Source organism: Streptomyces sp. NPDC025784, from assembly GCF_055558435.1.
Window position 1 is genome coordinate 102,827 of sequence record NZ_JBVHMN010000022.1, and the last position, 25,613, is coordinate 128,439.

Below are 25,613 nucleotides of genomic sequence, written 5' to 3' on the forward strand. Positions count from 1 at the left end.
TGATGTCACGGCAACACCCTACTCTCCAGAAATTACGCATTCAGATATTTTGAAATCGTAGTAACGTCCCGAGGCATGTCGACCCTCACGCTTGCCGGCCGCCTCGACGAACACGTCATAGACAGCGCGTTACTCCGCGGCAATCCCCTCGACGATCCGCCCCGACGCCCGCTGTGGGTCTACACCCCGCCCGGCTACGACGACGCGCCCGAACGCCGCTACCCCGTCACGTATCTGCTGCTCGGCTATGCGGGAACGCTGCCGATCTGGCGCAACCGCATGGCCTTCCGGCGGCCTGTTCCCGAGCTCGCCGACGAGATCTTCGCCCGCGGCGAGGCGCCCGGGATGCTGCTGGTGTTCGTGGACGCCTGGACCACCTACGGCGGCAGCCAGTTCATCGACTCGCCCGGTACCGGCCGCTACCACTCCTATCTGTGCGAGGAGGTCGTGCCGTATGTCGACGCCCGCTACCGCACGCTCCCCGTGCGCGACCACCGAGCCATCGCGGGCAAGTCCAGCGGCGGCCTCGGTGCCGCGATCACTTCCATGCTCCGTCCGGACCTGTTCGGCGCCTTTGCCACCCACTCCGGCGACTCGCTGTCCGAGGCCCAGTACCATCCGCACTTCCTCACTGCGGCACGCCAGCTGAGGCCCTACGGCGGCGACATCTTCCGCTGGTGGGACGACTTCCGCTCGCGGGTCGCCTTCACCAAGGAGGAGGACCTGAACCTCCTGGAGATCCTCGGTGTCTCCGCCTGCTTCTCTCCCGGCCCTGACGGCGGCCCCACCCTCCCGTTCGACCCGCGCACCGGCGCCCTGCGCGAGGACGAGTGGCGGCGTTGGCTGGCCTGGGATCCCGTACGAATGGCAGCCACACACGCCGAAGCCCTTCGCTCCCAGCACGGCATCTGGATCGACGCCGGCACTCACGACGAGTGGTTCCTCGACCTGGGCGCGCAGGCCTTCCGCGACGTGCTTGCCGACGTCGGAGTGGCCGACGACAACGTGCACTTCGAGCTGTTCGAAGGCGGCCATCACGCCGTCGAGTACCGGATGCCGCTCGCCCTTGTCTGGTTGGCGCACCGCATCGCCGATCGGCCCTGACCTCCTGATGCACACGGTGGCTCCGTGGCCGTTCGGCCGCCGAACGGCCACGGGCCACATCCTGTCGGCCGACTTTCGACTCCTCATCGATGTGGATCACCGCAGGCCCGGGGTATGGCGCCGCCGGACGTGTGACGCAGTATGAGCGGGTGGAAAAAGTGCGCCTCCTGGTCGTGGACGACGACCCGCCCATCGCCGACCTCGTCGCGACGGTCGCCCGCTACGAGGGCTGGGACGCCGTCACGGCGTACTCCGGCGAGGACGCGCTGCGCAGGGCGTCCGAGTTCCACCCCGACATCGTGGTCCTCGACCTGATGCTGCCCGGCCTGGACGGATTCGCCGTCCTGGACCGGCTCCGGCAGTCCGGGACGATGGTGCCCGTCGTCTTCCTCACCGCCCGCGACGGAGTCGCCGACCGGGTCGCGGGCCTCACCCGAGGCGGCGACGACTACCTGGTCAAACCGTTCGCCGTGGAGGAACTCATGGCACGGCTGCGGACCGTGCTGCGGCGCAGCGCGGGCCCCGGCTTCCAGCGCTCCGTGCTGCGGGTCGCCGACCTGACGATGGACGAGGGCACCCGCGAGGTGCGGCGCGGCGACCGGCTGCTCACCCTCACCCCGACCGAGTACGAGGTGCTCCGCTATCTGATGCGCAAGTCGCCGACCGTGCTGACCAAGGCGCAGATCCTCGACCACGTCTGGCAGTACGGCTTCGGCGGCCGCTCCAACGTGGTCGAGCTGGTCGTCAGCCGGCTGCGCCGCAAGCTCGACGACAGCGGCGTGCCCGTCATCCACACCGTGCGGGGCGTCGGATACGTGGTGCGGCAGGTCGCGGAGTGACCAGCCCCGGGCGCGGTGCCGCCGGACGGCCGCGCGACGCCTACCGCCGGCTGCGCCTGGGCACCCGGCTCGCCCTGGGCATGGGCGTGCTGTCCCTCGTGGTGTTCGCGGTCGTCGGCACAGCCCTGACGACCTACATGAGCGACTACCTGGAACGCCAGCTCGCCGAGCAGCTCCAGCTCGTCCAGATCACCCAGTCCAAGGACGCCGCCGCCCACGGCACCGTGCAGCGCCGCCCCTACTACGGCTGGTTCACCGCCGTGTACGACGTCTCCGACGGCACGGCCGTCCTGCGCAGGCCCGCCGACGTGCCCGCCGACACCGCCGAACTCGCCGCCGCCGCCCAGTCGCTCCCGCCCAAGGGCACCGAGCACATCGTCCGCACCGTGCGGCTGGCAAGGGAGGGCGACTACAAGCTGCGCGCCTGCGAGGTCGAACCCGGCGTGGTGCTGGTCACCGCGGCGCCCATGGCGGACCTCCAGGGCACCATGCGCCAGCTGATCGCGGTCCAGGTCGTCGCCTTCGCGCTCGCGCTGCTGGCGCTCGTCGTCCTCGGCCGGGCGGTGCTGCGCCGCGGACTGCGGCCGATCAGCGACATGACGCACACGGCCCGCGCCATCACCTCGCACAACCTGACCGGCTCCGCCCGCCTCCCGGTGCGCGCCGGCGGCGGCAGGGGCGGCCCGGAGGTCGAGGAACTGCGCACCGCCCTCAACACCATGCTGGAACACATCGACGACTCCCTCGCCGTCCGCACCGAGGCAGAACAGCGGCTGCGCCGGTTCGTCGCCGACGCCTCGCACGAACTGCGCACCCCGCTCATGTCGGTGCGCGGGTACGCCGACCTCTTCCAGTACGCCGCCGCCAACGCCCCCGAGGAGCGGGACGGACATCTGGCCCGGCTGCGCGCCGAGGCGGCCAGGATGGGCGTGCTCCTCGACGACCTGCTGCTGCTCGCCCGCCTCGACGCCGCCGAGGTGGAGACGCCGCTGCGCCTGGAGGAGGGCGATCTGGCGGAGCTCACCCGCGAGGCGGCGGACACCTTCCGCGCCGGGCACCCGGACCACAGACTGACCGCGGTGGTCGGCGCCGACCCGGTGCCGCTGACACTCGACCCGCTGCGCGTCCGGCAGGTGCTGGACAACCTGCTCACCAACGCCGCCGTGCACACCCCGCCCGGCACGGAGGTGCACCTGGAACTGTCCGTCTCCTCGGGCACCACGGTCGTGCGCGTCTCCGACGCGGGACCCGGCATACCGGCCGCCGACCAGGAACGCGTCTTCGACCGCTTCTACCGCGTCGACAAGGCCCGCAGCCGCGACCGCGGCGGCAGCGGCCTGGGTCTCGCGGTGGCGCGGTCGCTCGTCACCGCCCACGGCGGCGTCCTCGAACTCGTCAGCCGGCCGGGTTCCACGGCCTTCACCCTCACGTTCCCGCTCGAAGCGTCCTCCCCGCCCGGAACCGTCGTGGCCCCGAGGACTCCGTAGAACGCCCGCGCCGGTCGACGCCTGCTCCCGTCGGCGGATCGCCCTCGCGCGTACGGCACCTGTGGAACAGCCGCCCCCGGGTACGGCACGTGCGGAACGGCCGCCCCGGGTACGGCACGTGCGGAACGGCCGCGCCGCGTGCGGCACGAGCGGAACAGCCGCCTCGCGTGCGGCACGAGCGGGAAATACGGGTGCGCGCGGCGCCGACCGCTGACAGGCTGCGCCGGTGAATCGCGAACAACTGTCCGGCATCGCCCACGCCGACCACCCGATCAAGGCGCCGCTCGACGACGAATCCGTGCGCCGACTACTGGAACGAGCCCTGCCGCGCGGCGACGAGCGCGTGCTGGACCTCGGCTGCGGCGGAGGCGAGTGGTTGCTGCGCGCCCTGGCCGGCAACCCGCGGCTGCGCGCCGAGGGCGTCGACACGTCCGAGGAGGCACTGGCCCGGGCGCGCCGGGGTGCGACCGCACGGGACGTCGGGGAGCGGCTGGCACTCCATCACCTGCCGGCCTCGGACTTCTCCTCGTCGCACCCGTTCGACCTCGTGCTCAGTGTCGGTGCCACCCACGCGTTCGGCGGCCTGCTGCCCACCCTGGCCGCCGCACGCCGACACCTTGCGCCGGGCGGGCGCGTGCTGATCGGCGAGGCCTTCTGGGACCGGGAGCCCTCTCCGGATGCGGTCGAGATGCTGGGGGAGTACGACGACCTGGCCACCACGGTGGAGCGGGTCGTCGCCGACGGCTGGACCCCGGTCCACGGACACGTCAGCACCCGCCGGGAGCTGGACGACTACGAGTGGGCCTGCTGGGGTTCGCTCGCCTCCTGGGCCCTCGACCACCCCGCCGACCCGGACAGCGCCCAGGCGCTGGCCACGGCCACCGAGCGACGGTCCGAGTGGCTGCGTGTCTACCGGGACTGCTTCGGGTTCGTCTGCCTGGTCCTGCGCCGCACGCCGAGCTGACCGGCGCGGGCCCGGGCACCGAGGTGTCCTCGCGCGGCCGGCCCGGGCGTCCGCCCCGGCCGGCCGCGCGAGCGGCGACGGCGGTCCTACGACGCGTCGCGCACCTTCCCGGTGAACGGCGTCCCCTCGTGCGGCGCGCCGGTGTCGTCGTAGACCGTCGACCGCAGGCGCACCGTCTCCTCCGGCTCGGCCACCCGGTCCACGACGGTGGGAAGGGTCAGTTCGGCGCCGGTGTGCCCTGCGGGCACGTCGACGAAGACGTACAGCTCCGCCACCGACGACAGCGGCCGTGACGGCTGAGGCTGCGCGCCGGAGTGGTCCCGCAGCCACCGCGGGTCGACGTCCGTGGTGGACAGTTCGGTGCCGCTCGTGACGGGAAGGACACCGAAGTAGGCCTGGATGTCCGCGTCGGCCACCTCGGACAGGGACACCTTCCACTTCAGGCTCCGGCCCTCGGTGACCTGGTCGGAGACCGGAGTGACCCGGACGGCGGGCGCCGGGTCGTCGTTCACCGCGACGACGCCGCCGAGATGCGCGCCGACCACCGCCCCCCGGACCGCCTTCACGAACACGTCGTGCGTGACGTCGTAGCCGAAGCGGGTGTTGCCCCGCACCCGGACCCGTACGTCGACGCCGTGGCCGCCGGGCCGCACGGTCACCTCGCGCGCGGTCGCCTCGCCGGTCGTCGGATCGGCGACGAACAGCCGGACCGTTCCCCTGCCGTGCCCGGACACGGACACCGGCACGTGATAGGTCCGTGTGCCCGAGTCGCCCTCGGCGACCGACAGTCGGCCCACGTCGACACGGGGCATCTCGGCCGCCCCGACGGCGGGCAGCCCGGCACGCCAGCCCCAGGCGTCCATCAGCCACGCCTGTCCCGACCGGCTGCGCGGCACCAGCTCCAGGACCGTCACCCTGCGCAGATCGAGCCCCGCGCGGGTGGCGGCGGCCAGCGGCACGCGGACCTCCTGCCCCCAGAAGGAGGCGGTGCGATCCGTCCCCGGCAGCCCGTCGAGCTCCAGCCGCCCCAGAACGGCCCGACGGCCCGAGGCGTCGGCGACCGCCACATCGAGTCGGGTGTCCGTGCTGTCGGGCGGCACGATCACCCGCAGCGCCAGCGCGTCGGACGCGGCCACGTCCACGGCGTGCGCCGCACGGACGCGCGTCGTGGTGCCGGGCGCCGTCCAGTGCAGTGCCACGGCGTGCCGGCCGGGCTCCTTCGATGTCTCCCACATCACGAAGTGCGGGGAGCCGCCCCGCTCGCCGGGTCCGAGGCAGGCGGTGTCCACGTGGGTGTCCACCTGGTTGCAGAGCCGTCCGCCGTCCACGGTGACCCGGGCGTCCGGCAGGAACGCCGGTGTGCGGCGTCCGCCGACCGCGTGCGTGAGCACCCGCGCGGGGCCCGCCGAGGGCGCACGCCGGTTCGATCCGTCGAGCAGCGGCCGGACCCGGTCGTCACCGGCGACGAACACCCGTGCCGCCGCGGCCAGGTAGGTCGCACCGGCGGCCTGCTGCTGTCGTGCCGTCAGCCTGGTCGGCGCAGAGCGCGAGCACACCCGGTCCGGCTCGTCCCCGGACCAGAAGTCGTCCTCGGCCGGTGCCTGCGCCTGGCCCGGTGTCCACTCGCTGTTGAAGTAGTTGTGGTTGGCGCCGACCATGTAGACCGCGCTGTGCAGGGCCGCGCCGCGACCGACGCCGCGCGTGCCGTCCACGTACATCTCGCCCTGGAGGTCGGACACGTCGCCGTCGCAGCCGGGCAATATCGTCATCGAGGGCACGTCGGGGGCCGGGTTCTGCCCGAAGAGCGTGGGGCCGATCAGCACGGTGCCGCGGATGTGCCAGCGTACCGGGCCCCGGTAGCCGTCCTGGGCGGCGGGCGCGCGGAACAGGCTGTCGGTCGCCGCCCGGTTGACTCCCTCACCGCCGCGCGAGTGGCCCACCAGCAGGACGCGTGAGAGATCGGCGGGCGCCGCGCCGCGCACGATCCGCGGTGCCGAGGACCGGTGCGCGGCCCAGTCCGCCCAGCGGGCCAGGTGCTGCCGCACCAGCGACGACCGGGCCTGCGCGCCACCGTCCTCCGCCACGTGGTCCTGCCCGTTGACACCGTTGGCGGAGACGGACACCGTCACGTATCCCTGCGAGGCCAGCAGTTTCTGCGCCCGCAGATAGCCGCGGTGACTGGGGACCGGCTTCGTGCCGGCCGGGCACGGCCAGTCGCCGGTGATGTCGTCGCGGCCCGTGAAGCACGTGCCGTGGCGGCCGTGCAGGAACAGGGCGAGGGGGCGGTGCCCCGGGGCCGTCGTGGTGGGCGCGACCACCACCGCGCGCATCTCCACCGGCGCGGCGAATCCGGGCAGCCGTACGGGGTGGAGCGCGTACTCTCCCGTCACGGTCCGGTACGGGCCCGGTCTGCCGGGGTCGACCGGGGCGGCCGGAGGCCGGACGGGCGGTGTCGCCGCGAGGCCCGGCCGGCGGTCGCGCCCGCCCTTCTCCTCCTCCGGGGCGTCCAGACGGCGTTCACCGGATCTGGCCCGCAGGTCGGTCAGCCGCTCGGCGCCGATGCCGCGCAGCGGGAGGCGGAACGTCCGTCCGTCCCGCGACTCATGGGGCCTGCCGAGGGGCTCGTCCCCGCTGTAGAAGACGACACCGGAGTCGCTGGGCGGCACCGGCGCGTCCGCGCGCCAGACGAGTCGAGCCGCCACGCCCTCCCCGGTGATCCGCCAGCCGTCCGGAAGCCGTCGGTCGGAATCCGCGGTGGCCGTGGTGGCGTCGGAGCGTATGGAACCGGCCGACGGCTGCTGGGCCTGTGCCGGTCCGGGCGATGCCGCGACCGCCGCGAGTAACGCGGCAGCCACGACCCCTGTTCGCCGGAATCGGATCAATTGCTTCTCCTCGTGGTCGGTCTGCTCCCCCGTGCGTCCCGGAGACATCGCGGGACGCTCTTCGCCCCACGAGGACGGGAGCGGAGACCGAGGGGTTGCCTGCCCCACAGGCACAGGCACAGGCACAGGCACAGGCACAGGCAGGACACAGACAGAGGCGCAGCCACAGCCACAGGCAGAGGCGCTGAGGGAAAGTCAGGCCCGGGGTGCATTCCGGGTCACACGGGTGCGGGCGTGCGGCCCGGCGTGCGCGGCCCGCGGGAGCTCGCGCCGCGCATGCGAGGGGACCGGCCGGTTGCGTGCGGCGGGAGTGCCTCGGGCCGGTGCGCCGGTCGGCCGGGTTGCCGTCCGTGGCCACCCGATTGGCGTACACGCACGGACAGGTGCGCGGGCCGAATGGCGGTTGCGGTCGGGTTGTGCCACCCCGCCGTTCCGGGTGTGGTGGAGGCCTCCGGACCGGCCGCACACCGACAGACGTCTGTTTTAGAAGGAATTTCAACTCTTGTGCGGTTAATTCCGAATCGACCTATCCTGATGCCGTTAGAGCTCCGGCAGTCGACGGCCGGTCACATGTGGCCGGCGGGAAAGCGGGCTTCCATGGCTGATCGACTTAAAAGGCTCGGGTTGGTCGGCGAGATGTCGGCCGAGTTCCTCGGCACCATGATCCTCATCCTCTTCGGCGCCGGCGTGGTGGCCCAAGTGGTCGCCGGTGGAGGGCTCACGGTCCCACCGGGCGGCCTCGGCAACCACGACAGCATCGCCTGGGCGTGGGGCATCGGCGTCACGATGGGTGTCTACGTCGCGGCACGGCTGAGCGGTGCGCACCTCAACCCGGCGGTCACCGTGGCCCTGGCCACCTTCAAGGGGTTCCCCTGGAAGAAGGTGGCGCCCTACGTCGTGGCCCAGACGGCCGGCGCCTTCGTGGCAGCCCTCGTCGTTCGCTGGAACTACACCGAAGCCCTGGCCAAGGTGGACCCCGGGCACACCGTCAAGACCCAGTTCGTGTTTTCGACGCTGCCCGCCAACGGAAACACCAACCTGCCGGTCCACGAGTGGGGCGCCTTCCGTGACCAGATCATCGGCACCGCCATCCTGCTGCTGCTGATCATGGCGATCACGGACCTGCTCAACACGCCGCCCGGCGCCAACATGGGCCCGTTCATCATCGGTCTGGTCGTCGTGGCCATCGGTATGGCCTGGGGCACCCTCGCGGGCTACGCGATCAACCCGGCGCGTGACTTCGGCCCCCGGCTGGCCAGTTTCATCACGGGATACGGCGGAGCATGGCGAGATCAGTACGGCCAACTCTATTTCTGGGTGCCCATCGTCGGCCCGCTGATCGGCGGACTGCTCGGCGCGGGCATCTACAAGCTCTTCATCGGCAGGTTCCTGCCCACGGCTGAGCCGGAGCCCCCAGGACGCGTCCCGGCCTCCAAGGACTGACCCCCGGACAAGAGGCGGCACACCATGGCGGACTTCGTGGGCGCGGTGGACCAAGGGACCACCAGCACTCGATTCATGATCTTCGACCACGCCGGCAACGAGGTGGCGAAGCACCAGCTGGAGCATGCCCAGATCCTTCCGCGCTCCGGCTGGGTGGAGCACGACCCGGTGGAGATCTGGGAACGCACCAACTCGGTGATGCAGAACGCCCTGCGGCACGGCAACCTCTCCCCGGAGGACCTGGCGGCGATCGGCATCACCAACCAACGCGAGACCACCGTCGTCTGGGACCCGCGCAACGGCCGTCCCTACTACAACGCCATCGTCTGGCAGGACACCCGCACCGACTCCATCGCTGCGGCCCTGGAACGCTCGGGCCAGGGCGACATCATCCGCCGCAAGGCGGGGCTGCCACCGGCGACGTACTTCTCGGGCGGCAAGATCCAGTGGATCCTGGAGAACGTCGACGGCGTCCGGGAGGCGGCGGAGCAGGGACACGCCCTCTTCGGCAACACGGACTGCTGGGTGCTGTGGAACCTGACCGGCGGCCCGCACGGCGGCATCCACGCGACCGACGTGACCAACGCCAGCCGCACGATGCTGATGGACCTGGAAACCCTCGACTGGGACGACGAGTTGCTGGGGTTCTTCGGCATCCCGCGCTCGATGCTGCCGACCATCAACCCCTCGTCCCACCGTGAGGCCTACGGCGTGACGCGGACCACCCGGCCGCTGCAGGCCGCCATCCCCATCACCGGAGTGCTCGGCGACCAGCAGGCGGCCACCGTCGGACAGGTCTGCTACTCGCCGGGGGAGGCCAAGAACACCTACGGAACCGGCAACTTCCTGGTGCTCAACACCGGCACGGAGCTGGTCCGTTCACGGCACGGCCTGCTCACCACCGTGGCCTACCAGTTCGGCGACAGCCCGGCGGTCTACGCCCTGGAGGGCTCCATCGCGGTCACCGGGTCCGCGGTGCAGTGGCTGCGCGACCAGATGAAGATCATCAAGAACGCGGCCGAGAGCGAGACCCTGGCCCGCACCGTCGAGGACAACGGCGGCGTGTACTTCGTGCCCGCGTTCTCGGGCCTGTTCGCCCCGTACTGGCGCTCCGACGCCCGCGGCGCGATCGTCGGGCTCGCCCGCTACAACGACAACGGCCATCTGGCCCGTGCCACGTTGGAGGCCATCTGCTACCAGAGCCGCGACGTCGTCGAGGCCATGGAGCAGGATTCCGGAGTCCACCTGGACGTCCTCAAGGTCGACGGCGGTGTCACGGCCAACGACCTGTGCATGCAGATCCAGGCCGACGTTCTCGGCGTACCGGTCAGCCGGCCCGTGGTGGCCGAGACCACGGCGCTCGGCGCCGCCTACGCGGCGGGGCTCGCCACCGGATTCTGGCGGGACACCGACGAACTGCGCACCCACTGGCAGGAGTCCAAGCGCTGGGAGCCCCAGTGGTCGGACGAACAGCGGGCGGAGGGATACGCCAACTGGAAGAAGGCGGTGGAGCGCACGCTCGACTGGGCCACGGTCGAATAGGCGGCCAGGCCGGCTCATCCTTCCCCCTTCCCGAGCACGTCGCAGTCCGGTGGCACGACGAGTCCCCGACGGAATCCCCGTCGGGGACTCGCCCGTTCGGGGCCGGCCGCGCGGCCGGACGGGGATCCCGGCCGCGCGGACCTGAAGCGCGGAAGGGCCGTCGCCGTGCCCGCGGGCCGCCGAGGACGGCCGGATACCGTCGCCCCTGCCGGGGCGCGACGTCCCGTCGGCCAGGCGCTGCACTAAGGTGCTCGCCGCGCCGAGCACGAGGGAGATCATGAAGACCGCGGCAGACTCACCGACGATCCGCAGCGCCCCACTGAGGGTCCCGGCCTTCCGGCGGTTCGTCCTCGCCAACCTGATCTCCGTCACCGGGTCCGCCATGGCTCCCCTCGCGCTCGCCTACTCCGTGATCGAGCAGGGCGGCGGCGCCGGAGCCCTCGGCATCGTGCTCGCCATGAACACCGTTCCGACCGTCGTCTTCCTGCTGATCGGCGGAGTCCTCGCGGACCGGATGTCCCGGAGCCGGATCCTCTTCCTCGGCAACCTGCTGGCCGCCGCCGCGCAGGGAGCACTGGCCGTGACCGTCGCCACGGGCCACGCGACCACGACGTCCATCGCCCTCTGCGGCTTCGCGTCCGGAACCGCCGTGGCCTTCACCAGGCCCGCCGCCCAGGGCGCGGTGGGCCAGATCATCCCCGCGGAGCACCTCCAGCAGGCGAACGCCCTGCTCAGACTGCCGAGCAACGTGGTCAAGGTGCTCGGACCCGTCGTCGGCGGTCTCGTCGTCGCGACGGCAGGACCGGCCTGGGCCCTGGCGTGGGACGCGCTCACCTTCGCCGTCGCGGCCGTGCTCCTGCGCGGCCTGCGGCTGGTCGCGCCGCCGACCGCGCACAGCGCCCTGGACGATCTGCGCGCGGGGTGGCGCGGTTTCTGGTCGCGCACCTGGCTGTGGACCTACACGGCCGCCGGAACGGTCCTCGTGGCCGCCTGGCTGGCCGGTTTCCAGCTCCTCGGGCCGCTCGTCGCGGCGGAAGCCTACGACGGGGCCCGCGACTGGGGACTCGTCCAGGCGGCCTTCGCCTCGGGCCTGCTCGTAGGAACGCTCGTGTGCCTGCGCTGGAAGCCGTACCGCCTGCTCACCGTGGCGGTCATGGCGAGCTCCGTGCTCGCCGTCCCGCTGTTCGCCCTGGGCCGGGGGCTGCCGCTGCCGTTCGTGCTGTCGGCGGCCCTGCTCGCCGGCATCGGCCTCGATGTCGCCATCGTCGCCTGGACCACGGCCTTCCAGCACCATGTGCCGCAGGCCGAGCAGGGCCGGATGAGCGCGTTCAACAGCGTGGGGGAACTCCTCGCCATCCCCCTCGGCTACCTGATCACCGCCCTCGCGTCCGGCGTGTGGGACAACCGGACGATCCTCGTGGCGTGCGCCGGACTCGTCGTCGCGGCCGCGGCCCTCAACCTCTGTGTGCGCGACGTGTATCGCGTCAACCGCCCCGCGGACGCCACGTGACGTCGCCGCCGGGAGCGTGGCGGTCCTGTCATCTGGCCGGACGGTCGACGGCCTGCGGCTGCTGCTCCAGATGCGAGGCGAGCACCGCGGCCTGGACCCGGCGCTGCACCCCCAGTTTGGCCAGCAGCCGGGAGATGTGGTTCTTGACCGTCTTCTCCGAAAGGAAGAGCCGCTCGCCGATCTCACGATTGGTGAGCCCGTCACCGATCAGGACGAGGATCTCCCGCTCGCGCGGGGACAGACTCGCCAGCTCGGGCGGCACACCGGGGCTCTCGGCCGGATCGGCGCGCAGGGAACGCATCAGGCGGGCCGTCGTCGCGGGATCCAGCATGGACTGTCCCGAGGCGACGGTGCGCACCGCCGAGACCAGGTCGGAGCCGTTGATCTGTTTGAGGACATAGCCCGCGGCCCCCGCCATGATCGCGTCGAGCAGGGCGTCCTCGTCGTCGAACGACGTCAGCATCAGGCAGGCCAGGTCCGGCATCCGGCTGCGCAGCTCGCGGCAGACCGTGATGCCGTCGCCGTCCGGGAGACGGACGTCCAGCACCGCGACGTCCGGGCGCAGCGCCGGCCCGCGGGTGAGCGCGTGCTCGACCGTGTCGGCGTCCCCGATCACCGAGATGTCCGGCTCCGAGTCCAGCAGGTCGGTGAGCCCGCGGCGTACGACCTCGTGGTCGTCCAGCAGGAACACGCGGATGGGGTTCTGCTCCGTGAAACTGCCTGGCTCGGTCATGACGACCCCTGGTTCCCCGACGGCGGACGGACTGTGGACCCTCCCTCACGATCATTGCTCGCATGGGCCGGATGCACCAGGGCCGACCGGCCCCACTCGCACCGCGGAACCCGGCCGCTCACCGGTCGCCGCACCATGTCCGGTAGGCGGCCACGGCGGTGGGCAGCGTCGGGAAGATGAGGTCCGGCCCGACGGACTCGGCGAGTCCGTACGCCGTCAGATCGCCGAGGAGGTCCTGCTTGACGCGGGCCAGGGCGAACACGATCCCCCGGTCGGTCAGTTCGCGGCGTACGGCGTCGACGGCGTCGAGCGCGGTGATGTCCACCTCGACATTGGCCTCGGCGTTGAGGACGAACCAGCGGACGGGCTCGGTCTGTTCGTCGACGGCGGCCAGGGCCCGGCGGCGGAAGTCCTCGGCGTTGGCGAAGAAGAGGGGCGAGTCGTAGCGGTAGACGAGGAGGCCGGGAACGGTGCGCGCCTGCGGATAGTCGTCGACGTCGTGCATGCCCGCCATCCCCGGCACCAGCCCCTCCACCGCGTCGTGCGGACGCGCCACCCGGGTCAGCAGCTCCGCCACGGACAGCCCCACGGCGACCAGCACCCCGTACAGGATGCCCAGGGCGAGGACGCCCGCGAGACAGCTGAGCGCGAGCATGAGTTCGCGCCGCCGGAAGGACGCCAGCCGGCGGAAGCCCGCCAGATCGATCAGGCGGATCGCCGCGTAGACCACGAGTGCCCCCAGCACGGCGGACGGGGTGCGGGTGAGCAGCGGGCTGAGGAGGAGCAGCACGGCCAGTACGACCGCCCCGGCGACCAGGGAGTACGCCTGGCTCCGGGCGCCCGCCGAGGAGGCGAGGGCGGTGCGGCTGGCGCTGCTGCTGACCGGGAAGCCGTGCACGGCCCCCGCACCCAGGTTCGCCGCGCCGAGCGCGAGGAACTCCTGGTTGGCGTCCAGCCCCGGCCCCTCGTCGTCGTGGTCGGCGAAGGCGCGGGCGGTGAGGACGAAGTCGGTGTACGCGACGAGGAGGACACCGAGGGCGGGCAGCACCAGCCGGGGCAGTTCGCCCAGGTCGGGCACGGCGAGGCCGGGCAGCCCCGACGGGACCTCGCCGATCACCTGGACGCCGTACCGGTGATCGAGATCGAAGGCCATCACGGCGGCGGTGCCGAGCACGACGGCGAGCAGCGGTCCGGGCACCGCGGGGAACCGTGGTGCCACCACGAACAGGAGGACGAGCGTGGCCGCGGACAGGACGACGGTGGCCGGCCGGGCGTCGGGCAGATTCCCGAGGAAGGACCACAACCGGGGGAAGAAGCCGGTGCCGGTCGTGCCCGCGCCGGTCAGCTTCGGCAGCTGATCCACCATCATGATCAGGGCTACGCCCGCGAGATAGCCGATCAGGACGGGCCGGGAGAACAGGTCGGCGAGGAACCCCAGGCGGACCGCCCGCGCCACCAGACACAGCAGTCCGACCGTGACCGCGAGGGCCGCGGCGAGCGCGGCGTAGCGTCCCGAGGATCCTGCGGCGAGCGGACCGACGACGGTGGCGGTCATCAGGGCGGTGGTGGACTCGGGCCCCACCGAGAGCAGACGTGAGGAGCCGAGCAGCGCGTACAGCCCGAGGGCCGGCAGGATCGCCCACAACCCGGCGACCGGAGAGAGCCCGGCGACACCCGCGTACGCCATGACCTGCGGCACGAGGTACGCGGCCACGGTCACGCCGGCCAGCAGGTCCCCCCTCAGCCAGGAGCGGCGGTAGCCGAGGAGGACGCCGAGGCCGGGCAGCAGACGTCTCCACCCCCGAACGCTCACGGGCGCATCGTGGGTCATGTGCCGCCTTCCGTCCTGTGACATCAGCATCCACCGAGGTGCCCCGCACCGCGAGACCGCGTCGCTCCCGCGCGCACCGCCGCACCAACACGCCGTGCGAACCGGTCCGTTCGGTCCCCGGGGAGGTCCCGTCGGGCCGACACTGCCCGGCCCCGCCCACGAGGCCCATGGGCCGGACGGTCCCGGCCCGGGACCAGTGGCCCCTGCACCCGCGCACCCCCGGAACGTGACGCTGAAGCCGGATCCCCGTCCCGGGAGGTGGAGGTCATGCCGCGCACCGTCACCGTGGGCCTCGACGGCTCACCCGAGAGCCGGGCCGCCGCCGAGTGGGCGGCGCGCGAGGCCGGGCTGCGCGGCCTGCCCCTGAAGGTCCTGCACGTCTCGGAGCCGGCACCCCACCCCATGGCCCGGGCCCCGTTCCTCGGAACCGAGACGCATCAGCACTGGGCCGAACGCGTCCCCCGGGAGTCCGTCGAGGGCATCCGGCTGCGCCACCCCGGCATCGAGGTGACCGGCGAGAACGTCACCGGTCACCCCGTCGACGTGCTGTGCGGGGCCGCCGCGACGGCGGACATGATCGTCCTCGGCACGCGCGGGCTCGGCGGGACCGGCGGATACGTGCTCGGCTCCGTCGGCCTGGCCGTGGTGGCGCGCGCCGCACGGCCCGTGGTGCTCGTCCGGGCCGGCGAACAGGCCGCCGACGAGCACGAGAAGGACCCGGCCGGAGTACCGTCCGCCGCCGCACCGTTCCGGCCCGTCGTCCTCGGCCTCGACGCCGAGAACCCCGACGGGACGCCGATCGGGTTCGCCTTCGACGCCGCCGTCCGCCGCGCCACGACCCTGCGGGTCGTGCGATGCTGGAGACCGGCGCCGTACCACGGTTACGGCACGTCGGCCCAGGCCGGTCCGCGCGCGGCCACGGCGCTGCACGAATCCGCCGCCCTGGCCGAGACCGTCGGTCCGTGGCGGCAGAAGTTCCCGGATGTGGACGTCGTCGAGGAGTCCCGCTGCGGCAGCCCCGCGGTGTGCCTGGTCGAGGCCTCCCGTGAGGCCTCGCTGGTCGTCGTCGGACGGCAGGCCCGCCGCGGCGCCTTCGGCGCCCACGTCGGTCACGTCACCCACGCCGTCCTGCACCACTCCACCGCTCCCGTCGCCGTCGTGGCCCACGGCTGACCGACCCACGAGGAGAAGGAACCGATGAAGGCAGCGGTCGTACCAACCGTCGGCGCGCACCCGGTCGCGGCGGAACGCTCGGACCCGTGCCGAGACGGCGTCCGTGTCACCGTCCGCACCGGGCGGTGAGGACGGTGGACCTCCCGCTCGTGGTCGGTGTCGACGGTTCCGAGGCCACCCTGTGGGCGGTCGACTGGGCGGCCGACGAGGCCGCACGCCGCAAGGTGCCCCTGCGGCTGGTGCACGCCTCGCTGTGGGAGCGCTTCGAGGGCGCCGCGCCCGCCGGCCTGACGGAGAAGCCGGCGGAGCAGGTGATGGCCGAGAACATCGTCGAGGCGGCCGCGCAGCGCGCCCACCGCCGCCGGCCCGGCGTGCCCACGTCCACCGACGTGCTGCCCGAGGATCCGACCTCCGCGCTCGTGCGGGAGAGCCGGAACGCCACCGCCGTCGTGCTCGGCACGCACGGCCGCGGCGGCCTCGCCGAACTGCTCCTCGGCTCCGTCAGCCTGAGCGTGGCCGAACGGGCGAGCTGCCCGGTGATCGTGCTGCGCGGCAGCGCCGACGACCGGGCCCGCGCCGACGAGCCCGGCCTCGTCGTTCTGGGGGTCAAAGAGGGGGCCGCCGACTCGGCGGCGGCGCGGTTCGCGCTCCAGGAAGCGGAACTGCGCGGAGTGCCTCTGGAAGCCGTACGGGCCTGGCGCGCGCACGGGCACGCACGGCCCGCTCCTCCGGCGCCCGAGGACGGTCCGGCCCCCACACACGAGCAGCAGGCCGTGGAGGCGCTGGAGACGGCGGTGCACGACGCCCCGAAGGCCGTGGAGGTGTACCGGCACGCCGTGCAGGGCGCCCCGCGCCCCGTGCTCCTGGCCGCCTCGCAGGACGCGGACCTCCTCGTGGTCGGCGCCCGGCGCGAGCGAGGACACGCGAGACTCCGGCTGGGCCGCGTCGCCCGCGGCGTCCTGCACCGCTCCGCCTGCCCCGTGGCCGTCGTGCCCGAGCGGCCGTGAACGTGGCGACGGGCCCCTCAGAGGGTCGCCGCGTGATCCGGCACGTAGGTCTGCAGATCACGCGGCGGGCGCTGGTAGCCGGTCGACGCCGGCCGCTCCGGCAGTTCGAGGACCGTGGGCGGCACCTCGTGGTACGGCAGGGAACCCAGCAGGTGGGCGATCATGTTGAGGCGCGCCCGGCGCTTGTCGTCGCTCTCCACGACGTACCAGGGCGCCTCGCTGACGTCGGTGTGCACCAGCATCTCGTCCTTGGCCCGCGAGTACGCCTCCCAGCGGGTGAGCGACTCCAGGTCCATCGGCGACAGCTTCCAGCGCCGTACCGGGTCCTCCAGCCGCCGCCGGAAGCGCTCCTGCTGCACGGCGTCGCTCACCGAGAACCAGTACTTGCGCAGCAGGATGCCGTCCTCCACCAGCATGCGCTCGAAGATCGGGCACTGGCGCAGGAAACGTTGGTGCTCCTCCTTCGTGCAGAAGCCCATCACGCGTTCGACACCGGCCCGGTTGTACCAGGACCGGTCGAAGAGCACGATCTCCCCGGCGGCCGGCAGCTGCTCCACGTACCGCTGGAAGTACCACTGCGTGCGCTCGCGCTCGGTCGGCTTGGGCAGCGCCGCGATCCGCGCCGAGCGCGGGTTCAGATGCTCGGCCACCCGCTTGATCGTGCCGCCCTTGCCCGCCGCGTCGCGCCCCTCGAAGATCACGACCAGCCGGGCCCCCTCGGCCCGCACCCACTCCTGCAGTTTCACCAACTCCGTCTGAAGACGGAGCAGTTCCTGCTCGTACACCTTGCGCGGCAGCTTTGCCGCCTCATCGTCGGCCATGCCGCCTCCACCACCCGATGACCTAGTCGATGACTCCCGGAGGGTCACCCATGCCCAAGGTCGAACACCAGGACGCCACCGTACTTTCCGACGAGGAACTGCGCACCCTGGACGCCCACTGGCGCGCCGCCAACTACCTGGCGGCAGGACAGATATACCTGCTGGCCAACCCGCTGCTGAGCGAGCCGCTGCGGCCGGAGCACATCAAGCCGCGGCTGCTGGGGCACTGGGGTACCTCGCCCGGTCTCAACCTGGTGCACACCCACCTCAACCGGGTGATCAAGGAACGGGGACTGGACGCGGTGTGCGTGTGGGGGCCGGGACACGGCGGACCGTCCGTGGTCGCCAACTCCTGGCTGGAGGGCAGCTACAGCGAGACCTACCCGGACGTGTCGCGGGACGCCCCGGGCATGGAACGGCTCTTCCGGCAGTTCTCGTTCCCGGGCGGCGTGCCCAGCCATGTCGCCCCGGAGACCCCCGGCTCGATCCACGAAGGCGGCGAGCTCGGCTACTCGCTCGCCCACGCCTACGGCGCCGCCCTCGACAACCCCGGCCTGCTGGTCGCCTGTGTGATCGGTGACGGCGAGGCGGAGACCGGGCCGCTGGCCGCCTCCTGGCACTCCAACAAGTTCCTCGACCCGGTACACGACGGGGCCGTCCTGCCGATCCTGCACCTCAACGGCTACAAGATCGCCAACCCGACGGTGCTGTCCCGCCTCCCGGAGTCCGAGCTCGACGCACTGCTGCGCGGATACGGTCACGAGCCCCTCCACGTCAGCGGCGACGACCCCGCCCAGGTGCACCGGGCCATGGCCGCCGCTCTCGACGAGGCGCTGGAGCGCATCGCCGAGGTGCAGCGCGGGGCACGCGAGGAAGGCGTCACCGAGCGCGCGCACTGGCCCGTCATCGTGCTGCGCACGCCGAAGGGGTGGACCGGTCCCGCCGAGGTGGACGGCGTGCCGGTCGAGGGCACCTGGCGCGCCCACCAGGTGCCGCTGCCGGGCGTCCGGGAGAACCCTGACCACCTGCGGCAGTTGGAGGCGTGGCTGCGTTCGTACCGGCCCGAGGAGTTGTTCGACACTGAGGGCCGGCCCGTCGCGGACGTGCTCGCCTGCGTCCCCGACGGGGCACGGCGGCTCGGCGCCAACCCGCACGCCAACGGCGGTCTCCTCGTCCGCGACCTCCCCGTGCCCCCGCTCGACGACTTCGCCGTACCCGTCGACAAGCCGGGGGCGACATTGCACGAGCCGACCCGTGTCCTCGGCGACTTCCTCGAACGGATCATGCAGGACACGGCGCAGCGCCGGGACTTCCGTCTGGTGGGCCCCGACGAGACGGCGTCCAACCGGCTGCAGGCCGTCTTCGAGGCCAGCGGCAAGGCCTGGCAGGAACGGCAACTGCCGGTGGACGAACACCTCGACCGGCACGGACGGGTGATGGAGATCCTCTCCGAGCACCTGTGCCAGGGCTGGCTGGAGGGCTATCTCCTCACCGGCCGGCACGGGCTGTTCTCCTGCTACGAGGCGTTCGTGCACATCGTCGACTCGATGGTCAACCAGCACATCAAATGGCTCAGGACATCACGGCAGCTGACATGGCGCGCCCCCATCGCGTCCCTCAACTACCTGCTGACCTCGCACGTGTGGCGCCAGGACCACAACGGCTTCTCCCACCAGGACCCGGGATTCGTCGACCACGTCCTCAACAAGAGCCCCGAGGTCGTCCGTGTCTACCTGCCGCCGGACGCCAACACCCTGCTCTCCGTCGCCGACCACACCCTGCGCAGCCGCGACTACGTCAATGTGATCGTGGCGGGCAAACAGCCCTGCTTCGACTGGCTGTCCATGGACCAGGCCCGCAACCACTGCGCGCGCGGCGCGGGCATCTGGGACTGGGCGGGCACCGAGAACGGCACCGAACCGGACGTCGTCCTGGCCTGCGCCGGCGACGTCCCCACCCAGGAAGTGCTGGCCGCGGCACAACTGCTGCGGCGTCACCTCCCGCAGCTCTCCGTCCGCGTCGTGAACGTCGTCGACATGACCCGGCTCCTGCCGCGCGAGGAACATCCGCACGGGATGAGCGACTTCGAGTACGACGGACTGTTCACCCGGGACAAGCCGGTGATCTTCGCCTACCACGGCTACCCCTGGCTGATCCACCGCCTCGCCTACCGGCGCGCCGGCCACCGGAACCTGCATGTGCGCGGCTACAAGGAGTCGGGCACCACGACCACGCCGTTCGACATGGTGGTCCGCAACGACCTGGACCGCTACCGGCTGGTCATGGACGTCATCGACCGCGTCCCCGGCCTCGCGGTACGGGCCGCGGCGGTACGCCAGACGATGGCCGACGCGCGCACCCGCCACCACGCCTGGATCCGCGAGCACGGCACGGACCTGCCCGAAGTGGCCGACTGGACCTGGAGTTCCTGACCTCACGTCCCGGCCGTCTCCCGGGGGTTCCGGTGCTTGCGCTTGAGACTGAACCAGGTCGTCTTGCCCTCGTCGGTGGGCCGCACGCCCCAGGCATCGGCGAGGGCACGGACGAGCAGGAGGCCCCGCCCGGACTCCGCGTCCTCGGACGCGACGCGGGGCTGCGGCAGATGGGTGCTGCGGTCACTGATCTCGACGGTCAGCTCGGTGTCCGTGCGGCACACGTGCAGTCCGATCGGGCCCTGCGCGTGCTGCACCGCGTTGGTGAGGATCTCGGACAGCAGCAGGCACGCGTCGTCCGTCCGGTCCTTCAGACCCCACGAGTCCAGCGCGGCGCCGAGGAAACCCCGCCCGGCCGGTACCGACTCCGGCCGGGCGGGCAGATCGGTCGTGGCCGTGGCCAGGGGCGCCGCGGGCAACTGGGTCAGCAGCAGCGTGACGTCGTCGTGGCCGTCGGCGTCGGGCAGCAGGGTCGCCAGCACATGGTCGGCGGCGCCTTCGAGGTCGGGCGCGTCGCCCGCGAGTTTGTCCAGGGTGCGGATGAGCTCGGCGAGCTGGTCCTCGATGTCGCTGCCGGGCGTCTCGATCAGTCCGTCGGTGTAGAGGACGAGCGTGGCCCCCCGCGGGATCGTCGTGCTGCACTGTTCGTAGATCACGTCCCCGACGCCGAGCGGCGCGTTCACGGGGGCCGGAATCGTCCGGGCGCCCTGCCCCGGGACGGTGACGAGCACGGGCAGGTGGCCCGCGGAGCAGATCATCACCTCTCCCGCGTCCGCGGCGATCACCAGATAGCAGCAGGTGACGAGCTGATCGGGCACGCCCAGGTCGGCGACCACGGCGTCCAGGGCCTGCATCAGCTGTCGGGGCTGCATCCCGGTCTTGGCGAGCGCGTGCGCGGCGGACCGCAGCTGGCCCATCACGGCGGCGGCCTCCAGGCCGCGCCCCATCACGTCACCGATGAGCACCCCGACCCGGCCCGCACCCAGCGGGATCAGGTCGAACCAGTCGCCGCCCACTCCCGCGCCCTGGGTGGCGGGCAGATAGCGGCTCGCCGTGACCAGACCGGGTATGGCCGGCGGTGTCCCCATCAGGCTGCGCTGCAGCGTCAGCGCGATGTGGCGCTGCTGCTCGTACAGCTCCGTCAGTTCCGCCTCGGCGCGCTTGCGGTCACTGATGTCGCGGACGATGGCGCACGCCCCGATGACCGTGCCGTCCGGCGCGCGGGTGGGCCACAGGGTCACGTCGACGTCGAGCAGGCCACCGCTGCGCGTGACCCGCAGGGTCTCGAAGTGCTCGACCTTCTCGCCCAGGCAGAGCCGGTCGAGGAGCGCACTGACCTCGTCGTACCGGTCGCCGGGCGCCAGTATCGACACATGCTGTCCCACCGCCTCCGCCGAGGTGTATCCGTACAGCCGGTGGGCCGCCGCGTTCCAGTAGGTGATGCGCCCGTCGAGGGTCTTGGCGAGGATCGCGTCCTGAGAGGACTCGACCAGCGCGGCCAGTTCGTTGATGCGTTCCTCGGCGGCCTTGCGTTCGCTGACGTCGCGGACGGCGGCGGAGACGAGGAGGCCGTCGGCTGTCTCGAGGGGGCTGAGGCTGATCTCGACGGGGAATTCGGTGCCGTCCTTGCGCAGGCCGTAGAGGTCGAGTCCGGCGCCCATGGGGCGTACTTGCTGGTTGTGGGCGTAGCCGTTGCGGTGGGCGGTGTGGTGGGCGCGGAAGCGGCCGGGGACGAGGAGTTCGACGGGGTGGCCGAGGAGTTCTTCGCGGCGGTAGCCGAAGAGTGCCTCGGTCTGGGCGTTGACGAGTCTGATGGTGCCGGTGTCGTCGACGATGACCATGGCGTCGGGTGCCGCTTCGAGGAGCCCGCGGAACCGTTCCTCGGCGGCCTTGCGTTCGCTGACGTCGCGGACGGCGGCGGAGACGAGGAGGCCGTCGGCTGTCTCGAGGGGGCTGAGGCTGATCTCGACGGGGAATTCGGTGCCGTCCTTGCGCAGGCCGTAGAGGTCGAGTCCGGCGCCCATGGGGCGTACTTGCTGGTTGTGGGCGTAGCCGTTGCGGTGGGCGGTGTGGTGGGCGCGGAAGCGGCCGGGGACGAGGAGTTCGACGGGGTGGCCGAGGAGTTCTTCGCGGCGGTAGCCGAAGAGCACTTCGGTCTGGGCGTTGACGAGTCTGATGGTGCCGGTGTCGTCGACGATGACCATGGCGTCGGGTGCCGCTTCGAGGAGCCCGCGGAACCGTTCCTCCGCGGCACGAGGGCCGCTCGTGTCCATGCCGTCGCCGCACCGGCACCCCGGCCGCTCCACCATGCCGGCGGCACCGGATGCCACTGATTCGGCCAAGTCGCTCATGCCCATCCCCGATCCGCGGCTCATCATGAGTCGGCCATCTCAGCGCACCCCGTGCCCCGCCACACGGACATGTCGCTTAGTGACCCCACAACGGTCGAAACCGGCCGTCGGCGGTGCCTACGGTGACAACTCCGCTGCCACGTGGGTCCGGCTGCGGAACCGCGGGCGCGGCGTCGAGGACCCGCGGTTCGGGGTGGTCAGGCGGATCTGAGCGGCGGAGCGCCGGCCTCCGGAGGCGCGAGGCGTGTGGTGAACCAGTCGCGGGCCAGCTCGGCGACCGTGGTCAGGGTGTCCGACTCGGCGAAGAGGTGGCCCGCTCCGGGGACCACGGCGAGGCGGTGCTCGCAGCGCATCCGGTCGGCGGCGAGCCGGTTGAGGCTGAGCACCTGCGTGTCGAGACCGCCGACGATGAGCAGGGTCGGGGCCCGGAGGCGGGCCAGCGCCGCAGGGGAGGCCAGGTCGGGGCGGCCACCGCGGGAGACGACCGCACCGATCGCGGGGTCGTCGGCCGCGGCCTCCAGCGCCGCCCCGGCGCCCGTGCTCGCCCCGAAGTAGCCCACGGGCAGGGCGGTTTCGCGGCGCAGCCAGGCTGCCGCCGACTGGAGACGGCCGGCCAGCAGGGCGATGTCGAACACGTTGTCCCGGTCGCCTTCCTCCTCCACGGTGAGCAGGTCGAGCAGCAGCGTCCCGAGGCCGGCGCGATTGAGGACGCCGGCGACGTACCGATTGCGCGGACTGTGCCGGCCGCTGCCGCTGCCGTGCGCGAAGGCGACCACGGCACGGGCGGACTCCGGGAGCACGAACCGCGCGGCCAGCCGCTCCCGGCCCGACGGCACCTCGACCTCGCGGTTCGGCGGTGGCGGATCCGGTGCGGGCGGGACCGGGCCGGCCAGCAGCGCGGTGACCTCGTCGTCGGTGGTCTGGGCGAAGTCGTGGTACCAGGCACCGACCGAGCCGAACCAGCGCTGGGGAGCGGGACACACGACCTCGTCGGCCACCGTCAGCAGGCGCGGGAGGGTCTCCTCCGGCGCGACCGGGACGGCGAGCACGACCCGGGCGGCGCCCTGGTCCCGCACCACGCGACAGGCGGCCTCGGCGGTGGCGCCGGTGGCCAGGCCGTCGTCCACGACCACGACCGTCCGCCCGGCCAGGGGCACCGGCGCACGGTCGGCGCGGTAGCGGCGTACGCGCCGCGCCAGCTCGGCCCGCTCGGCCTCCTCCACGGCGGCCAGCTGCGCGGAATCCACACCGGTCGCGCGGATCACCCGGTCGTTCAGGACGCGGACGCCGTGCTCGCCGATCGCGCCGAAACCGAGCTCCGGCTGCCACGGGACGCCCAGTTTGCGCACCACCAGCACGTCCAGCGGCGCGTCCAGCGCCGTCGCCACCACATGGGCCACCGGGACGCCGCCCCGCGGCAGCCCGAGCACCACGGTGTCCTCGCTCCGCAGATGCTCCAGGTCCTCGGCCAGACGGCGACCGGCATCCGTACGGTCCTCGAATCGCATACGGCACCTCCTCGCGCCCGCATCCCACGGGAACCGTTCTCCTTCCATTGCAGCGCGCTCCGGCCGAGTCGGCAGTCCGCGGGGCACGCGGAGCGAGCCGGCCGGCTCGCCACGGGGGCCGGTCGGCCCAAGCGCGCGACGGAAGAGCGGGCCAGACTGGATTGGTGGGGCCGGTCCGGGTGCCCCACCGGAGCCCGGACCGCACCGGCCGTGCAGAGGCCGCAGGCCCCGGCTTCCGTGCCGACCAAGGACAGTAGGAGCGTCATGAAAGGCTTCGTCTTCCACGGTCCCGGACAGTCCGCCTGGGAGGACGTCCCCGACCCGGACATCAAGGCACCCACCGACGCGATCGTGCAGGTCGGCGTCGTCACCATCTGCGGAACGGACCTGCACATCCTCAAGGGCGACGTGCCCGAGGTGCGCCCCGGCACCGTGCTCGGCCACGAGGCCGTCGGCGTGGTCGTCGAGATCGGCGGCGACGTCGGGACCGTACGGCCGGGCGACCGCGTGCTCGTCTCCTGCATCAGCGCGTGCGGACGCTGCCGCTACTGCCGGGAGGCGATGTACGGCCAGTGCCTGGGCGGCGGTGGCTGGATCCTCGGCCATCTGATCGACGGCACCCAGGCCGAGTACGTGCGCGTCCCGTACGCCGACCTCTCCGTGCATCCGCTGCCCGGCGCCATGGCGAGCCAGGACGCCGTGCTGCTGGCGGACATCTTCCCGACCTCCTACGAGGTGGGTGTGCTCAACGGACAGGTCCGGCCGGGCGACACCGTGGCCGTCGTCGGGGCCGGTCCCATCGGACTCGCGGCGATCGCCACGGCCCGGCTGTTCGCGCCCGAGCGGATCGTCGCCGTGGACCTGGCCCCCGCCCGGCTCGACGCAGCACGGCGCCTCGGCGCGGACGCCGTGGCACTCGTCGGCGAGGACCCCGAGCAACTGATCGCCGACCTGACCGAGGGGCTGGGCGCCGACGTGGCCATCGAGGCCGTGGGGGTGCCCGAGAGCTTCGAACTCTGCACCCGCATGGTCCGGCCCGGCGGCCACGTGGCCAACGTCGGAGTGCACGGCAAACCCGCGACCCTGCACCTCGAAGACCTGTGGATCAAGGACGTGACCATCACCACCGGTCTGGTCGACACCTACTCCACACCGACCCTGCTGCGGATGGCGACGGCCGGCCGGCTGCCGACCGGTGACCTCGTCACCCACACCTTCCCGCTCGACCGCATCGAGGAGGCGTACGACGTATTCGCCGGGGCCGCCGACACCGGCGCCCTCAAGGTGGTGCTGGGCGGGGAGCTGCACGAGCTCGCCGTTCGCGCGGCCTGAGTCCGGCCCGGGACACGCAGGGCGGCGGCACGACATGAGAGACGGGACGGGCCGATGTACCCACACGACGGATTCCGCGAGCTCGACAGGCCTGAGTGCCTGCGCCGACTGGCCCTGGTGCCCGTGGGACGCATCGTCCACACCCGTCAGGCACTGCCCGCCGTCCTGCCGGTGAATTTCAGCCTGGACTCCGACGGTGCGGTGCTGCTGTGCACCTCCGCGTCCTCCGAGCTGGTGCGGGCGATCGACGACTCGGTCGTCGCCTTCGAGGCCGACCAGGTCGACCCGGCCGCCAGGGTCGGCTGGAGCGTCGTCGTCACCGGGGCCGCCACCGTGGTCACCGATCCGGACGAGCACGCGCGGCTCGTCCGGACCGGTCCGCGCTCCTGGGTGTCCGCGTCGCGGGAGGTCTTCGTACGCATCGCGGCGGAGCTGGTCACCGGACGTGAACTCGTCGGGGACGAGACGACGGAGGGGGTGCCCTTCACCGTGTGAACGGCCGTCACCGGTCAGGCGGGGCCGTCACCGTTCACACCGGCCCGTCTCCCGTCGTACGGGCACGACCGTCACCGGCCACGCGCCCTCGGCACCCCCTGCCCCCTCCCACTACCGTGGCACATGACCGCGAGGATCACCGTCCGTGCGTCGAGCGCA

The 25,613-nt window shown here is 72.4% G+C and carries 18 protein-coding genes; 12 read left to right on the forward strand and 6 right to left on the reverse strand.

Annotation, left to right across the window (positions count from 1 at the left end; translation table 11 throughout):
- Positions 1-75: 75 nt before the first annotated feature.
- The 4 genes from ACZ4IF_RS36910 to ACZ4IF_RS36925 all read left to right on the forward strand — a co-directional run bounded on the left by ACZ4IF_RS36910 (position 76) and on the right by ACZ4IF_RS36925 (position 4,394).
- Positions 76-1,104 carry an alpha/beta hydrolase gene (locus ACZ4IF_RS36910; protein ID WP_467571161.1) on the forward strand — a complete coding sequence of 343 codons (1,029 nt, stop codon included), beginning with the start codon at positions 76-78 and terminating at the stop codon, positions 1,102-1,104.
- A 149-nt stretch (positions 1,105-1,253) separates the two neighbouring features.
- On the forward strand, positions 1,254-1,943 hold the full coding sequence (locus tag ACZ4IF_RS36915; RefSeq protein ID WP_467571164.1) for a response regulator transcription factor: 690 nt from the start codon (positions 1,254-1,256) through the stop codon (positions 1,941-1,943).
- On the forward strand, positions 1,940-3,430 hold the full coding sequence (locus tag ACZ4IF_RS36920; RefSeq protein WP_467571166.1) for a sensor histidine kinase: 1,491 nt from the start codon (positions 1,940-1,942) through the stop codon (positions 3,428-3,430). Before ACZ4IF_RS36915 ends, ACZ4IF_RS36920 begins: the two co-directional genes overlap by 4 nt.
- A 226-nt stretch (positions 3,431-3,656) precedes the next feature.
- Complete coding sequence (locus ACZ4IF_RS36925) at positions 3,657-4,394, forward strand: SAM-dependent methyltransferase (protein ID WP_467571169.1); 738 nt, start codon at positions 3,657-3,659, stop codon at positions 4,392-4,394.
- Positions 4,395-4,480: 86 nt separating this feature from the next.
- On the opposite strand, the gene ACZ4IF_RS36930 is transcribed toward ACZ4IF_RS36925, so the two are convergent.
- Complete coding sequence (locus ACZ4IF_RS36930; protein ID WP_467571336.1) at positions 4,481-7,276, reverse strand: alpha/beta hydrolase; 2,796 nt, start codon at positions 7,274-7,276, stop codon at positions 4,481-4,483.
- A gap of 597 nt (positions 7,277-7,873) precedes the next feature.
- Between ACZ4IF_RS36930 and ACZ4IF_RS36935 the strand changes: the two genes are divergently transcribed.
- The 3 genes from ACZ4IF_RS36935 (at position 7,874) to ACZ4IF_RS36945 (ending at position 11,771) form a co-directional block, all read left to right on the forward strand.
- Positions 7,874-8,719: an MIP/aquaporin family protein gene (locus ACZ4IF_RS36935; RefSeq protein WP_467571172.1), complete on the forward strand. Its 846-nt coding sequence runs from the start codon at positions 7,874-7,876 to the stop codon at positions 8,717-8,719.
- 24 nt (positions 8,720-8,743) lie between these two features.
- Positions 8,744-10,261, forward strand: a complete 1,518-nt coding sequence (gene glpK / locus ACZ4IF_RS36940) for a glycerol kinase GlpK (RefSeq protein WP_467571175.1) — start codon at positions 8,744-8,746, stop codon at positions 10,259-10,261.
- Positions 10,262-10,538: 277 nt separating this feature from the next.
- Positions 10,539-11,771, forward strand: coding sequence for an MFS transporter (locus ACZ4IF_RS36945; RefSeq protein WP_467571178.1), 1,233 nt, complete (start codon positions 10,539-10,541; stop codon positions 11,769-11,771).
- A gap of 28 nt (positions 11,772-11,799) precedes the next feature.
- On the opposite strand, the gene ACZ4IF_RS36950 is transcribed toward ACZ4IF_RS36945, so the two are convergent.
- Together ACZ4IF_RS36950 and ACZ4IF_RS36955 are read right to left on the reverse strand one after the other, a co-directional pair.
- The gene (locus tag ACZ4IF_RS36950) at positions 11,800-12,504 is read right to left on the reverse strand and encodes a response regulator (RefSeq protein WP_467571181.1); all 705 of its coding nucleotides are present in this window, start codon (positions 12,502-12,504) and stop codon (positions 11,800-11,802) included.
- A 118-nt stretch (positions 12,505-12,622) separates the two neighbouring features.
- On the reverse strand, positions 12,623-14,335 hold the full coding sequence (locus ACZ4IF_RS36955; RefSeq protein ID WP_467571184.1) for a SulP family inorganic anion transporter: 1,713 nt from the start codon (positions 14,333-14,335) through the stop codon (positions 12,623-12,625).
- Between the two features lie 267 nt (positions 14,336-14,602).
- Between ACZ4IF_RS36955 and ACZ4IF_RS36960 the strand changes: the two genes are divergently transcribed.
- Both ACZ4IF_RS36960 and ACZ4IF_RS36965 read left to right on the forward strand, forming a co-directional pair.
- Positions 14,603-15,508, forward strand: coding sequence for a universal stress protein (locus ACZ4IF_RS36960; RefSeq protein ID WP_467571187.1), 906 nt, complete (start codon positions 14,603-14,605; stop codon positions 15,506-15,508).
- A 134-nt stretch (positions 15,509-15,642) separates the two neighbouring features.
- Positions 15,643-16,515 (forward strand): universal stress protein, encoded by an 873-nt coding sequence (locus ACZ4IF_RS36965; protein ID WP_467571189.1) that lies wholly within the window; start codon positions 15,643-15,645, stop codon positions 16,513-16,515.
- Positions 16,516-16,532: 17 nt separating this feature from the next.
- Here the strand turns inward: ACZ4IF_RS36965 and ppk2 are convergent, their stop codons facing one another.
- Positions 16,533-17,336 carry a polyphosphate kinase 2 gene (gene ppk2, locus ACZ4IF_RS36970; protein ID WP_467571192.1) on the reverse strand — a complete coding sequence of 268 codons (804 nt, stop codon included), beginning with the start codon at positions 17,334-17,336 and terminating at the stop codon, positions 16,533-16,535.
- A 50-nt stretch (positions 17,337-17,386) separates the two neighbouring features.
- Between ppk2 and ACZ4IF_RS36975 the strand changes: the two genes are divergently transcribed.
- Complete coding sequence (locus tag ACZ4IF_RS36975) at positions 17,387-19,768, forward strand: phosphoketolase family protein (RefSeq protein ID WP_467571194.1); 2,382 nt, start codon at positions 17,387-17,389, stop codon at positions 19,766-19,768.
- 2 nt (positions 19,769-19,770) lie between these two features.
- Here the strand turns inward: ACZ4IF_RS36975 and ACZ4IF_RS36980 are convergent, their stop codons facing one another.
- Positions 19,771-22,077 (reverse strand): SpoIIE family protein phosphatase, encoded by a 2,307-nt coding sequence (locus tag ACZ4IF_RS36980; RefSeq protein ID WP_467571340.1) that lies wholly within the window; start codon positions 22,075-22,077, stop codon positions 19,771-19,773.
- Between the two features lie 239 nt (positions 22,078-22,316).
- Positions 22,317-23,627: a phosphoribosyltransferase family protein gene (locus ACZ4IF_RS36985; protein ID WP_467571197.1), complete on the reverse strand. Its 1,311-nt coding sequence runs from the start codon at positions 23,625-23,627 to the stop codon at positions 22,317-22,319.
- A 264-nt stretch (positions 23,628-23,891) separates the two neighbouring features.
- Between ACZ4IF_RS36985 and ACZ4IF_RS36990 the strand changes: the two genes are divergently transcribed.
- Complete coding sequence (locus ACZ4IF_RS36990) at positions 23,892-24,959, forward strand: zinc-dependent alcohol dehydrogenase family protein (RefSeq protein WP_467571199.1); 1,068 nt, start codon at positions 23,892-23,894, stop codon at positions 24,957-24,959.
- A 54-nt stretch (positions 24,960-25,013) separates the two neighbouring features.
- Entirely contained in the window at positions 25,014-25,454 is a 441-nt protein-coding gene (locus ACZ4IF_RS36995; RefSeq protein WP_467571202.1) for a pyridoxamine 5'-phosphate oxidase family protein, read from the forward strand.
- Positions 25,455-25,613 lie beyond the last annotated feature (159 nt).

Excerpts from the sequence above, each read along its gene's own strand:
- ACZ4IF_RS36910 (WP_467571161.1), top strand. The coding sequence starts at position 76 with ATGTCGACCCTCACGCTTGCCGGCCGCCTCGACGAACACGTCATAGAC.
- ACZ4IF_RS36935 (WP_467571172.1), top strand. The coding sequence starts at position 7,874 with ATGGCTGATCGACTTAAAAGGCTCGGGTTGGTCGGCGAGATGTCGGCC.
- glpK (WP_467571175.1), top strand. The coding sequence starts at position 8,744 with ATGGCGGACTTCGTGGGCGCGGTGGACCAAGGGACCACCAGCACTCGA.
- ACZ4IF_RS36945 (WP_467571178.1), top strand. The coding sequence starts at position 10,539 with ATGAAGACCGCGGCAGACTCACCGACGATCCGCAGCGCCCCACTGAGG.
- ACZ4IF_RS36950 (WP_467571181.1), bottom strand. The coding sequence starts at position 12,504 with ATGACCGAGCCAGGCAGTTTCACGGAGCAGAACCCCATCCGCGTGTTC.
- ACZ4IF_RS36955 (WP_467571184.1), bottom strand. The coding sequence starts at position 14,335 with ATGACCCACGATGCGCCCGTGAGCGTTCGGGGGTGGAGACGTCTGCTG.
- ACZ4IF_RS36960 (WP_467571187.1), top strand. The coding sequence starts at position 14,603 with ATGCCGCGCACCGTCACCGTGGGCCTCGACGGCTCACCCGAGAGCCGG.
- ppk2 (WP_467571192.1), bottom strand. The coding sequence starts at position 17,336 with ATGGCCGACGATGAGGCGGCAAAGCTGCCGCGCAAGGTGTACGAGCAG.
- ACZ4IF_RS36975 (WP_467571194.1), top strand. The coding sequence starts at position 17,387 with ATGCCCAAGGTCGAACACCAGGACGCCACCGTACTTTCCGACGAGGAA.
- ACZ4IF_RS36980 (WP_467571340.1), bottom strand. The coding sequence starts at position 22,077 with ATGGTGGAGCGGCCGGGGTGCCGGTGCGGCGACGGCATGGACACGAGC.
- ACZ4IF_RS36985 (WP_467571197.1), bottom strand. The coding sequence starts at position 23,627 with ATGCGATTCGAGGACCGTACGGATGCCGGTCGCCGTCTGGCCGAGGAC.
- ACZ4IF_RS36990 (WP_467571199.1), top strand. The coding sequence starts at position 23,892 with ATGAAAGGCTTCGTCTTCCACGGTCCCGGACAGTCCGCCTGGGAGGAC.
- ACZ4IF_RS36995 (WP_467571202.1), top strand. The coding sequence starts at position 25,014 with ATGTACCCACACGACGGATTCCGCGAGCTCGACAGGCCTGAGTGCCTG.